The sequence below is a fragment of the Rhizobium etli CFN 42 genome, from assembly GCF_000092045.1.
Lineage (GTDB): Bacteria > Pseudomonadota > Alphaproteobacteria > Rhizobiales > Rhizobiaceae > Rhizobium > Rhizobium etli.
In genome coordinates this window covers 196894-209061 of the sequence record NC_007761.1, presented here as the reverse complement: position 1 = coordinate 209061, position 12168 = coordinate 196894, and the positions used below count along the sequence as shown (strand labels likewise).

Below are 12168 nucleotides of genomic sequence, written 5' to 3'. Positions count from 1 at the left end.
CGCATCAGACCAGGCCTGCAATGACGGGGGCCAATTCCGGCCTGTCGGCAGCAATGCGATAATGCACGGCAAGGGCCGCGGCTGCTTTTTCCGCCGCGGCTTCGTCGGCAGCGTGAACGACAGCGATCGGGTCGCCCGCATTGACCCGGGTGCCAAGCGGCAGGAGGCCGGAGAAACCGACGCGGTGATCGATCCGATCTGCCGGATGCCGGCGGCCGCCGCCGAGATCGATGACGCTGATGCCGACACCGCGCGCGTCGCAAGCGGCAAGCCAGCCGGATCGGGCAGCGGGGACTTCTTTTTCGACTGGCGCCCTGGCCAGGTATCTCTCCGAATTTTCGACGAGATCGGCCGGTCCGCCGAGCATGGATACCATACGCGCGAAGCTTTCGGCCGCCTGTCCCGACGACAGCGCTCGGCGCGCCATCGCGTCGGCCTCTTCAGAGGAGGCGGCAATGCCCGATTTGACCAGCATCTCGGCGACAAGCGCAAAAACCACGGTCTCGAGCCGCGTGCCGCTCTTCCTGCCCGCCAGGAAGTCCAAGCAGTTGCGCATCTCGACCGCATTGCCGGCGCAATCGGCGAGCGGCTCATTCATGTCGGTGATCAAGGCGGAGGTCTTCACACCCGCGCCGTTCGCCACCTCGACCAGGGAATGCGCCAGCATCTCCGCCTGACGGCGGTCAGCCATGAAGGCGCCGTTGCCGAGCTTGACGTCGAGCACCAGCGTCTCAAGTCCGGCCGCGAGCTTCTTCGACAGGATGGAGGCAGTGATGAGCGGAATGGAATCGACGGTGGCGGTGACATCGCGCACGGCATAAAGCCGGCCATCGGCGGGCGCCAATGTTCCGGTCTGGCCGATGATGGCGCATCCAGCCTCCTTCACCACCTTGCCGAAGAGCTCCGCATCAGGGTTGATCCTATAGCCGGGAATGGATTCGAGCTTATCGAGTGTGCCGCCGGTATGGCCGAGGCCGCGCCCGGAGATCATCGGGACGGCAAGGCCACAGGCGGCGACGATCGGCGCCAGCATCAGCGAGACATTATCGCCGACGCCGCCGGTCGAATGTTTGTCGGCGATCGGACGGTCGATGCCAGCCCATTGCAGCCTGTCGCCGGAATTGGCCATTGCCAGCGTCAGGGCCACGATTTCCTCGCGCGACATGCCTTTGAACCAGACGGCCATGGCGAAGGCGCCGATCTGGCCTTCGGACAGCTGCCCGGCGGCGAGTGCCGCGATGAAGGAGCTGATATCGGCGGCGTCGAGTTCCTCGCCATCGCGTTTACGCCGGATGATCTCCTGCGGAATCATCTCAATAGCTCGACGCCGCAGCCGCTGCCGGCTGCGCTCCGCTCAGAACCGCCAGTATGTCGTCGAGCAGGCCGGAAGCGCCGAAGCGGAAGGTCGAGGGCATGGCCCAGTCCGGCGCCATGATGGTTTCAGCAAGGCTGAGATAGAGCGCCGCATCCGCCACCGAGCCGATGCCGCCAGCCGGCTTGAAGCCGACCTTGCGCCCACTTTCACGAATGGCTCGGATCATGATGTCGGCGGCTTCGAGCGTCGCGTTGACGGCGACCTTGCCGGTGGAGGTCTTGATGAAATCGGCGCCGGCACCGATCGCAAGTTCGGAGGCGCGGCGGATCAATGCCGCATCCTTCAACTCGCCGGTCTCGATGATCACCTTCAGCAGGACGGGACCGGCGCATTCGGCGCGTACCGCCTTGACCATGTCGGTCACCGCCTTCTCATTGCCTGATATGAGCTTGCGGTAGGGAATGACCAGATCGATCTCATCGGCGCCATCGGCAATCGCCTCACGGGTTTCGGCGGCTACATCGGCCACTTCCATATCGCCCGCTGGGAAATTGACAACCGTTGCGATCCGCACGGGATGGCCGGCGCCGAGGATATTGCGGGCATAGGCAACGAAACGCGGCCAGATGCAGATCGCGGCGCTGTTGCCGTAGGGTGTCTGCGCGCGGACGCAGAGCGTGTCGATCTGCGCCTCGGTGCAGTCGTCCTTCAGATTGGTGAGGTCGAGAAGGGAAAGGGCGACTGCCGCCGTTTCCCGGATGGAATGGCTATTCATTTTTCGCTTCCTTCGGCCGCAATCATCTCTCTCAATATCTCGGCAAGACGGGCGCCGCCGACGGGCGCCATGTCCTTGGTTTCTTCATGGCTGAGCTCATTGCCGGTCATGCCTGCTCCATAGTTGGTGATAACCGACGCAGCCGCAACCCTCAGGCCCAGCATTCTTGCGATGATGACCTCGGGCACTGTCGACATGCCGACGGCATCGGCGCCGAGAATGCGCGCCATACGGATTTCGGCCGGTGTTTCGAAGCTCGGGCCGGAAAACCACATATAGACGCCCTGCGCCAGCTCGATGTTGAGCTTTGCCGCTGCCTTCTGCATCGCGGCGGCAAGACCGGCATCATAGGCATTGGTCATGCCGACGAAACGGTGATCGCTTTCCTCGCCGATCAGCGGGTTCATGCCGGAATAGTTGATGTGATCGGTGATCTGCATCACCGAGCCGGGCGGCATGTCGTCGCGCAGCGATCCGGCCGAATTGGTGAGGATCAGCGCCTCGACCCCGAGCGCCTTCAGCACCTCGATCGGCAGGCGCATGGCGTTGGCATCGCCTTTTTCATAAAAATGCACGCGGCCGGAAAGCATGATGACCGGCTTGCCGCCGAGCCTGCCGGCGACGACTTCGCCGGCGTGGCCGGAGACGGCACTGACGGGAAAGCCCGGCAGATCGCGATAGGGAATACGGACGGCGCCGTCCAGCTGGCCAACCAGGGAGCCGAGACCGGAGCCGAGCACGATGCCGTGACGCGGCTTGATGGCGCCGAGCAATGCGGCGAGCAGGTCGACCGTCGCGTTCATCCGAGTTCAGTCTCGAAGCTGAAGGGAAGAAGCTCTTCCATCGTCATGGTCTTCTGCACGCCCGCCTCATCGCAGAGATAGATCTTCGTGTCCTTGGCGGCGAATTCGGAAATCTTCTGGCGGCAGCCGCCGCAGGGCGGGCAGAGCGGCAGCTTCTCGGCGATCACGGCCATTTCGACGATCTTCCTGGCGCCGCCCATGATCATGGCGCTGATTGCCGTCGGCTCGGCGCACCATCCTTGCGGGAAGGAGAGGTTTTCGATGTTGGCGCCGGTATAGATCTTGCCGTCCTCGGCGCGGATCGCCGCGCCGACCGGGAATTTCGAATAGGGCGCATGCGCAAAGGCCATGGCGCCGCGAGCGGCCTCGAACAGGTCGTGGGACATGATCAACGTTCCTTCGTATAGGGCACGCCACCGGCCTTCGGCGGGATTGCGACGCCGATGAAGCCGGCAAGCAGAATGCAGGTCAGGATATAGGGCAGCGCCTGGAACACCTGGACCGGCACTTCACCGACCAGCGGCACCTGCTTTCCCTGCATGAAGTTCGCCAGAGCATCGAGGAAGCCGAAGAGCAGGCAGGCGAACATGACCGGTACCGGCTTCCACTTGGCGAAGACCAGCGCCGCCAGCGCGATATAGCCCTTGCCGGCCGACATGTCCTTGATGAAGGCGGCGGACTGGGCGATCGCGAGATAGGTGCCGGAAAAGCCGCAGAGGATGCCGGCGCACATGACGGCGCGGTAGCGCAGCCAGGCAACCGAAATGCCGGCCGTATCGACTGCGCCCGGATTTTCGCCGACCGCGCGCATCCGCAGGCCGAAGCGTGTGCGGTAAAGCACCCACCAGGAGAAGGGCACGGCGAGGAAGGCGAGATAGGTGAGGATATTGTTGCCCGATATAACGCTTGCATAGAGCGGACCGACGATCGGTATGTCGCGGACGGCATCGGCGCCCGGCAGGATGATCGGCGCGAAGCGGGCTTCGGGCGCCAGCTGCGGCGTCCGGCCCCCCTGGCCGAACCAGGCCTGGCCGAGCACGATAGTGATGCCGGCGATGAAGAAGTTGATCGCCACACCTGAGACGATCTGGTTGCCGCGATTAGTGATCGAGGCAAAGCCATGCACTAGGCTCAGCGCCACCGAGCAGAGGATGCCGGCGCCGAGCCCCAGCCAGGCCGAGCCGGTGAGATAGGCCACACAGGCAGCGGCGAAGGCCGAGCCCAGCATCTTGCCTTCGAGGCCGATATCGAAAACGCCCGCACGCTCGGAAAACAGGCCGGCGAGTGCCGTGAAGATCAGCGGAATGGAGAGCCGGACCGTCGAACTCAGGACGTTGATGAAAATGTCGTAGTAATCCATCATCCGCTCCTCAGGCTGGCTTGAACTGCTGGTAGATGTGCACCATTGCCGGCCGGAACATGTATTCCAGGGCACCGGCAAAGAGGATCACCAGACCCTGGATGACGAGGATCATCTCACGGGTGATATTCGGCATTTCGAAAGAGATCCAGTCACCACCCTGATAGAGGGTGCCGAAAAGGATCGCCGCCAGGATGATGCCAAGCGGATGGTTGCGGCCCATCAGCGAGACGGCAATGCCGACGAAGCCGGCGCCGCCGACGAACTCGACCTGCAGACGGGCGGAGGAACCCATGACGGGATTGAGCGCCATCATGCCAGCCAGCGCGCCGGAAAGCAGCATGGCGATAATGACGATCCGTGCATAGGGAATGCCGGCATAGTCGGCGGCTGTCGAGCTTACACCCAGCGTGCGCATTTCGAAGCCGAGCTTGGTGCGCCAGATGAGGATCCAGACAAACCAGGCGGCAAAGAGGGCGACGATGAAGGAGACGTTAAAGGGGGCGGCGCCGAGCTTGACTCCGAACATCGTCATCAGCCAGTCGAGCTTGGGAAGCTGACCGCCTTCGAGGAAGGTGCGGGTTTCCGGCGCCATCTTGCCGGGCACGATCAGCACGTGCACCAGCAGATAGACCATGAGGGCGGCGGCGATATAGTTGAACATGATCGTCGTGATGACGATGTGGCTGCCGCGCTTGGCCTGAAGGAAAGCGGGGATGAAGGCCCAGGCTGCGCCGAAAATGCCGGCGCCGACGATGGCAACCGGCATCGTCACGTACCAGGGCACGTAATTGTCGAGCGCCAGCGCCACCAGCGCGCAGCCGAGGCCGCCGATATAGGCTTGGCCTTCGGAGCCGATGTTGAAGAGACCGGCATGGATCGCCACCGCGACGGAAAGGCCGGTGAAGATGAAGCTCGTCGCATAGTAAAGCGTGAAGCCTATGCCTTCACCGCTGCCAAAAGCACCTTCGATCAGCAGGGAAAGGGCGGCAAGCGGGCTCTCGCCGATCAGCCAGACGACGAAGCCCGAGATCAGGAAGGCGACGATGAGGTTCAGAAGCGGGATCAGGCCGTAGTTGATCCAGTTTGGCAGCGGAATGGAAGCAGTGCTCATAAGGGCCTCACGCGGCAATGCCGGCCATCATCAGGCCGAGGGTCTGTTCACCGGCATCGGGCGTCTTCTCGCCGACGACATGGCCGGCGAACATGACAAGGATACGGTCTGAAAGGGCGCGGATTTCATCGAGTTCGACGGAGACGAGCAGGATCGCCTTGCCCGCATCGCGCATCTCGATGATCCGGCGGTGAATGAATTCGATGGCGCCGATATCGACGCCGCGCGTCGGCTGGCCAATGATCAGCATCTTCGGATCGCGCTCGATCTCGCGGGCAACGACGATCTTCTGCTGATTGCCGCCGGAAAAGTTCGCCGTCTTCAGCCGCGGGTTCGGCGGGCGGATGTCGTATTTTTCGATCTTTTCCATTGCATCCTTGCGGATCGCCTCGAGATCGAGCAGCGGGCCCTTGCTATAGCCCGGGCGGCGGTGATAGCCGAGCACGGAGTTTTCATATTCCTCGAATTTCAGCACCAGCCCCATGTGGTGCCGGTCCTCGGGAATATGGGCAAGCCCGAGGTCCCGCAGGCGGGCGGGATCGGCCTTGTCGATCGTCTGGCCGTCGAGAAGAATTTCGCCGGAGACGGGCTTGCGGATTCCCGCAATCGCCTCCAGCAATTCCGACTGGCCGTTGCCGGCAACCCCGGCTATGCCGACGATCTCGCCGGCGCGCACGTCGAAGGAGACATTGTCGACCATGGTGACGCCGCGATTATCCTTGACTGTGAGGTTGCGGACGGAAAGCACGGCAGCACCTGGATTGGCTTCGCCCTTCTGCACGCGCAACAGCACGCGGCGGCCGACCATCAGTTCGGCAAGCTCCTCCACCGTCGTTTCCGCCGTCTTACGGGTGGCGACCATCTCGCCGCGGCGCATGACGGAGACCATATCGGTGATCGCCATGATCTCGCGCAGCTTGTGGGTGATGAGGATGATCGTCTTGCCCTGGTCGCGCAGCACCTTGAGGATGCGGAAGAGGTGGTCGGCTTCTGCCGGCGTCAGCACGCCTGTGGGTTCATCGAGAATCAGGATCTCGGCGCCGCGATACATGGCTTTCAGAATTTCGACGCGTTGCTGCAGGCCGACCGGGAGCTCTTCGATCAGTGCGTCCGGATCGACCTCAAGGCCGTATTCGGTTTCCAGCCGCTTGAGCTCGGCGCGGGCCGATGCAACGCCTCTCGCCAGTAGCGAGCCGCCTTCGGCGCCGAGCATGACATTCTCGAGCACGGTGAAATTGTCGACCAGCATGAAATGCTGGTGCACCATGCCGATACCGGCGGCGATCGCCGCCTGGCTGTCGCGGATGCTGACCGGATTGCCGTTGACGCGGATCTCGCCGCTGTCGGCGTGGTAGAAACCATAGATGATCGACATCAGCGTCGATTTGCCGGCGCCGTTTTCACCGATGATGCCGTGGATCGTCCCCTTGGCAACGGTAAGATTGATGTCCTTGTTGGCGTGGACGGCACCGAATTTCTTATCGATGCCGACAAGCTCGATAGCGGGCTTATCTGTCACAGCAGGCTCCAAATAAGAAAAGGGCGTATGGCGAAAATCCCCTCCGCCATACGCCCGATCTCAATCGTCGATTACATCAGGGCACGGATCACTTCGGGCAAGCGTTGTCCGAGGTATAATCGTGAACTTTCACGGTTCCCGCAATGATGTCAGCCTTGGCCTTGTCGACCGCCGCCTGCATTTCCGGCGTGATCAGCGACTTGTTGTTGTCGTCGATCGCCGCACCAACGCCATCTTCCTTGACGCCAAGCGCCTGGACGCCGCCGGTGAACTTGTCGTTCTTGGTGTCGGTATAGGCGTTGTAGACGGCAAGGTCGACGCGCTTGACCATCGAGGTCAGCACCGAGCCCGGATGCAGATGGTTCTGGTTGGAGTCGACGCCGATCGACAGCTTCTTGTTGTCGGCGGCGGTCTGCAGAACGCCGAGGCCGGTGGCGCCAGCTGCCGCGTAAATGACGTCGGCGCCCTGGTCGATCTGGTTCTTGGTAAGCTCGCCGCCGCGAACCGGGTCATTCCAGGCCGCACCCGTGGTGCCGGTCATGTTCTGGAAAACCTGGATATCGGCCTTGGCGGCGCGGGCGCCCTGCTCATAGCCGCATTCGAATTTGCGGATCAGCGGAATGTCCATGCCGCCGACGAAACCGACCTTGCCGGTCTTGGAGGCCATGCCGGCGAGAATGCCGACGAGATAGGAGCCTTCTTCTTCCTTATAGACGACCGAACGGACGTTCGGCTTGTCGACGACGGAGTCGACGATGATGAATTTAGTATCGGGGAATTCGGCTGCGACCTTCTCAATGGCCGAAGTCCAGGCGAAGGAAACGGCGACCACGGGGTTGAAGCCGCGGCTTGCGAAGTTGCGGATGGCCTGTTCGCCCTGGGTGTCGCCGGTCGGCTCGAAGTCGCGATAGGCAATGCCGGTCTCGGCCTTGAACTTCTCGGCGCCGTTATAGGCCGCTTCGTTGAAAGACTTATCGAACTTCCCGCCGGTGCCGTAAACCAGCGCCGGCTTGACCTCGGCGGCAAGCGCCGTCGTTGACATGGCAGCCACGGCAAGGAGAGTGAGAAGGGATTTTTTCATTGTGCAGCCCTGTTGTTGCTATTCGTTAGGGGTCCTCCCGCAAGTCCTTTTGGACATGTCTGCGGAACCACCGACCTCCCCCCGGAGGCCTGGCTGGGCGCATCCTTGCATGGCTCACGGAAAAATTCACCAGAAATTTTTCAGGCGGTAAAGATTTGCAGCAATTGCTGAAAATCAGTTCTTCCGGGCTGATTTTTGGACATTTCGCCGACCGGCATGCAGATTTTTTAGCCGATCCGCCGGCTGTCCCTGAACCCGGGCCCTGAAACCGGCAAGGGCGAATGCCCCCGGTCTTTTGCTGGATCGCACCGGCTCAAGCACCACCGCTATGCGGTGAAGCGACCGGCGACCGGCGGCTTCTTGTAGCCGATCATCCAAAGAAGCAGCGCGATCACCAGAAAGACCGCAAAGGCCGGCTGGAGCATCAGCCACTGAAAGATGAAGGCATAGAAGCGCGGGTGAATATAGTAGGAAAGCGCGGATTGCAGCGACGTCAGCGTGTCCGGGCTCACATCCTGCCAGGCATCCGACATCGGCGTCATGACAACGGCGGAGGCAGCAACCGATTGAATCGAATCGATGGTCCCGGCAATAACGGCTGCCGCAAGCGCGACAAGACTCGCCAGACGCAACAGGAAACGCATCAATCCCTCCGACGCTTCGATATGCCGGACAATTCCGGCGAGCCCGCGCCATTCTCCACCTTGAGAATTATTTAGTCATCGCTGAGGTGAAGCACAATGGGATGGGCCGAGCGGAGTTTTATCGGAAGAAGTCAAAAAACTGTTAGATTTGGGTTGATCGGCAAAAATTCATCGGTATATATCGCGCCGTTCCGACGATTTGCTCCTATCCGGGCGAACGCCAAAGGACAGGTGGCCGAGTGGTTTAAGGCGCACGCCTGGAACGCGTGTGTACGTGAAAGCGTACCGAGGGTTCGAATCCCTCCCTGTCCGCCATACCGCCTTTCAATTTTGATTTCAAACCGTATCGAAAGCGGACGCGGAAAGCGTTTTTTCGCACCAAGGCACTAGAGCCTTTCCGGGTTAGATTGAAGCATTCTGCCGGAGCAGGTTTTCGTCAGGGCAAAGGCGATTGGCGACGGACATACCCCTCGGTACGTCCGAGCCGATCGCCTCTGATCCTGGCGGAAAGATCCGGCCCACGGCCGCACCGCTTCGCCGTGGCGAAGCGATTAGTGCGTCCGGCGATTTCCAAGTCTTGCAGATTTGCCGGGCAAATCTGCGGGAGGGTTGGCTGAAACGGGCCAGCTGATCGACCGGCCGGCTTGGCCGTAGAGCTGGGCTACGACGCGCGCCGGCCACCATCCGACTCCGTTTGAGCCAACAGACGGGGATTGGCGGCTCGGGCGAGGCCCATTGGCAAACCCGCTGGGAAGTATTGCACCCGGAAATGCGGCGTTTCCAATCAGCGGATTGGGATAAGCCCGACTTGGCAGACTGGCTCGCAGCTCTGGATCGCACCGTCGGCGCATCGGCAACCCCTCCCCTGCTGGTCGCCCATAGCCTTGGCTGTCTGCTGTCGCTCATTGGCAACAGATTTCATCGCTTGCCGTTGCAGGCGCTTTTCTTGTGGCGGTCCCGGATCCGCAGTCCGCTGCATTTCCTGCAGAGGCCGCCGGCTTCACGGATCCGCCATTACAAAGGATGCGCTTCCCCACTCTGATCATCGCAAGCGCCAATGATCCTTTCGGCACGCTCGACTATGTTTATGCAGGAGCCGATCAGTGGGCAGCGGGCTTGTGGAGATCGGCCCCTTTTGGCCATATCAACGGGCAAAGCGGCCTTGATGACTGGGGCCAGGGAAAAGCCTTGTTGGCGGCCTTCTCCGCCGGATTGGCAAAGCCGCAGCGGGCCTGATCTCGTTTCCGCATTGCCGATCGAATAGCCACACCCGAGCTTCCCGCATCCGGACTGGAACAACGAACCCGCCTCCCATGGCCGCGGTTTAGATGTTGCAAGATTCCTGATTTTTTACCACGCTGCTTCACCGCGTCTTTGCACGTTTGGGTTTAGGTTCTGCAAACTAAAAAACCGAGGTAAAACAGTTGGAAGAACTTTCGGTGAAGTCGAAGATCATCAAATCCGTCTATTTCAACCAGGAAGACGGGCGGCTCAGGATCTGCTTCAAGAATGGCGAGGAGCGCCTGTTCGAAGGCGTGCCCTCTTCGGAAGCCCATGCGATGACGGCGGCGCCGTCTCCCGGACATTATTACCTCGACCGGATCAGGACGCGGTTTCGCAGGCTGGCCGCCTGAAACCCGTCGGCCCGGCCGGGATTGCATCGGATTGAGACAGTGGCGGTGGATATTAATCCCCGGTTAACTCTCGCCTTCATCAGGGTTGGATCAGGTCGAGCAGAAAGCAGCACTCTATCAGTGCTGCCGCTTTCAGAGATTCGGTCAGCCGGGAGGCTTGGTGGCGGACCCCAGCCAGGAAGCCGAGCCTCCCCGTCACCCCATCCGTTTCGCCGGATCGATCCGAGGTCGGGCTGTAATCGCCTCGGAATAGCCAATTGGGGCTAATCCTGTGAAAAACCGGAATGCTCACATCCGGACTCGACAATGCTTCATTAGCATGATTGCATAAACCCATGGAAAGGGAGGCCGGGTGATGTTGTTCGAGAATCTGCTTGAGATGCAGGAGCGTGGCGTGCGCGATCGTGCTCGCGGCCGCAGCCTGGCGGACAATCCGATGTCGAAGCCGGATGTGCTGCCGATCACCGATTTTCAGGAATGGTATTCGATGTTCGACGCCTGGCGCTTCGGCTGGTCGATCGAGGATGCGATGGCGGGGCATATCGATGCGCCCCATCATGGCCGCGCCTCACCTCGTGCCTATACCAGGACGGTCTGATCGACCCGATCCTCGGCGCCGAAGAATTTCAGGTAGCGTTCGACCTCCGCCGGTTCGCCGGTCGCCTTCTGCGGATTGTCGGAGAGTTTTACCGCCGGACGGCCGTTGGCGTCACTGACCTTGCAGACGATCGAGATCGGATTGAGGCCTGAGATTTCCGTCGGCGCGCAGCCGGCAAAATCATTCGTCAGGTTGGTGCCCCAGCCGAAGCTCATGCGCACGCGGCCTTCGAAATGCCGGTAAGTGTCGATGATGGCGTCGACATCGAGACCGTCGGAGAAGATCAACAGCTTCTGGCGCGGATCGCGGCCCATCTTCTTCCACCAGTCGATGATCTTTTCACCGCCTTCGATCGGCGGCGCGCTGTCCGGACGGAAGCCGGTCCAGTCGGCGACCCATTCGGGGGCGTCGCGCAGGAAGGCTGCAGTGCCGAAGGCGTCCGGCAGGACGATCAGCAGGTTGCCGCCATAGAGCTTGTTCCAGTCGCGCAGGATCTTGTAAGGGGCATTGCGCAGTTGCTCATCGGTCTGCGCCAGGGCGGCTGCCACCATCGGCAGTTCGTGGGCATTGGTGCCGACCGCCTCGAGATCGGAATCCATCGCCAGCAATACATTGCTGGTGCCGGTGAAGGCCGGGCCGATGCCTTCCTTCAGCGCCTCGACGCACCAGCGCTGCCAGAGAAAGCTGTGGCGGCGGCGGGTGCCGAAATCGGAGATGCGCAGGCCGGGCAATTCCTTCAGCCGCTCGACCTTCGACCACATCTTCGCCTTGGCGCGGGCGTAGAGCACATCCAGCGTGAAAGGGCCGAGCGCCTTCATCGCCGAACGCGAACGTAGCTCGTTGACGATGGCGAGCGCCGGGATCTCCCACATGGTGGTTTCCTTCCAGGATCCATGGAAGTCCAGCACATATTGCCCGTCCTTCTTCGACAGCTCGTATTCGGGAAGTTGGAAATTGGACAGCCAGGCCAGGAATTCCGGCTCGAAGATCTGCGCGCGGCCGTAGAAACTATTACCCGCCAGCCATATCATCTCCTTCTTGGAGAGCCGCAGCGTGCGGGCGTGGTCGAGCTGTTCGCGCAAATCGCCCTCATCGATCTCTTCGGCGAGATGCACGCGCTTGGTGCGGTTGATGAGGGTGAAGGAGGCGTTCACATCAGGATAGAGCTTCCAGATCATCTGGAGCATCAGCAGCTTATAGAAGTCGGTATCGATCAGGCTGCGGATGATCGGGTCGAGTTTCCAGGCGTGATTGTAGACGCGTCTCGCGATATCGGTCTTGGCCATGAGAATCCTGCCCCCGTCCAATCCGGTCAGGTGCTGCCA

12 protein-coding genes, 1 tRNA gene and 1 pseudogene are annotated in these 12168 nt (G+C 61.3%); 4 read left to right on the top strand and 10 right to left on the bottom strand.

Annotated elements, in window-relative coordinates; translation table 11 throughout:
- Positions 1 to 4: 4 nt before the first annotated feature.
- The 9 genes from deoA to RHE_RS00945 all read right to left on the bottom strand — a co-directional run bounded on the left by deoA (position 5) and on the right by RHE_RS00945 (position 8611).
- Positions 5 to 1312, bottom strand: coding sequence for a thymidine phosphorylase (gene deoA / locus RHE_RS00985; RefSeq protein ID WP_011423587.1), 1308 nt, complete (start codon positions 1310 to 1312; stop codon positions 5 to 7).
- A 1-nt stretch (position 1313) separates the two neighbouring features.
- The gene (gene deoC, locus RHE_RS00980) at positions 1314 to 2090 is read right to left on the bottom strand and encodes a deoxyribose-phosphate aldolase (RefSeq protein WP_011423586.1); all 777 of its coding nucleotides are present in this window, start codon (positions 2088 to 2090) and stop codon (positions 1314 to 1316) included.
- Entirely contained in the window at positions 2087 to 2893 is an 807-nt protein-coding gene (locus tag RHE_RS00975) for a purine-nucleoside phosphorylase (RefSeq protein ID WP_011423585.1), read from the bottom strand. The genes deoC and RHE_RS00975 overlap by 4 nt, the downstream gene beginning before the upstream one ends.
- Positions 2890 to 3279 (bottom strand): cytidine deaminase, encoded by a 390-nt coding sequence (locus tag RHE_RS00970; RefSeq protein WP_011423584.1) that lies wholly within the window; start codon positions 3277 to 3279, stop codon positions 2890 to 2892. The genes RHE_RS00975 and RHE_RS00970 overlap by 4 nt, the downstream gene beginning before the upstream one ends.
- A 2-nt stretch (positions 3280 to 3281) precedes the next feature.
- A complete protein-coding gene (locus RHE_RS00965; protein ID WP_011423583.1) occupies positions 3282 to 4253 on the bottom strand; it encodes an ABC transporter permease in 972 nt (323 codons plus the stop codon).
- A gap of 10 nt (positions 4254 to 4263) precedes the next feature.
- Positions 4264 to 5367, bottom strand: coding sequence for an ABC transporter permease (locus RHE_RS00960; RefSeq protein ID WP_011423582.1), 1104 nt, complete (start codon positions 5365 to 5367; stop codon positions 4264 to 4266).
- A gap of 7 nt (positions 5368 to 5374) precedes the next feature.
- Positions 5375 to 6886 carry an ABC transporter ATP-binding protein gene (locus RHE_RS00955; protein WP_011423581.1) on the bottom strand — a complete coding sequence of 504 codons (1512 nt, stop codon included), beginning with the start codon at positions 6884 to 6886 and terminating at the stop codon, positions 5375 to 5377.
- An 88-nt stretch (positions 6887 to 6974) separates the two neighbouring features.
- Positions 6975 to 7967: a BMP family lipoprotein gene (locus RHE_RS00950; protein WP_011423580.1), complete on the bottom strand. Its 993-nt coding sequence runs from the start codon at positions 7965 to 7967 to the stop codon at positions 6975 to 6977.
- A 326-nt stretch (positions 7968 to 8293) separates the two neighbouring features.
- Positions 8294 to 8611 carry a hypothetical protein gene (locus RHE_RS00945; RefSeq protein WP_011423579.1) on the bottom strand — a complete coding sequence of 106 codons (318 nt, stop codon included), beginning with the start codon at positions 8609 to 8611 and terminating at the stop codon, positions 8294 to 8296.
- A 225-nt stretch (positions 8612 to 8836) separates the two neighbouring features.
- Here RHE_RS00945 and RHE_RS00940 point away from each other — a divergent pair.
- The 4 genes and pseudogenes from RHE_RS00940 to RHE_RS00925 all read left to right on the top strand — a co-directional run bounded on the left by RHE_RS00940 (position 8837) and on the right by RHE_RS00925 (position 10843).
- Positions 8837 to 8926 (top strand) — tRNA-Ser (locus RHE_RS00940).
- Between the two features lie 367 nt (positions 8927 to 9293).
- Positions 9294 to 9847: pseudogene (locus tag RHE_RS00935) on the top strand (RBBP9/YdeN family alpha/beta hydrolase).
- Between the two features lie 188 nt (positions 9848 to 10035).
- Complete coding sequence (locus tag RHE_RS00930; protein ID WP_042117711.1) at positions 10036 to 10245, top strand: KTSC domain-containing protein; 210 nt, start codon at positions 10036 to 10038, stop codon at positions 10243 to 10245.
- Positions 10246 to 10600: 355 nt separating this feature from the next.
- Positions 10601 to 10843, top strand: coding sequence for a CrpP-related protein (locus tag RHE_RS00925; protein ID WP_187331707.1), 243 nt, complete (start codon positions 10601 to 10603; stop codon positions 10841 to 10843).
- Here RHE_RS00925 and pncB read toward each other — a convergent pair.
- Positions 10825 to 12129 (bottom strand): nicotinate phosphoribosyltransferase, encoded by a 1305-nt coding sequence (pncB, locus tag RHE_RS00920; RefSeq protein ID WP_011423575.1) that lies wholly within the window; start codon positions 12127 to 12129, stop codon positions 10825 to 10827. The two genes, RHE_RS00925 and pncB, sit on opposite strands and share 19 nt — an antisense overlap.
- Positions 12130 to 12168: the final 39 nt, after the last annotated feature.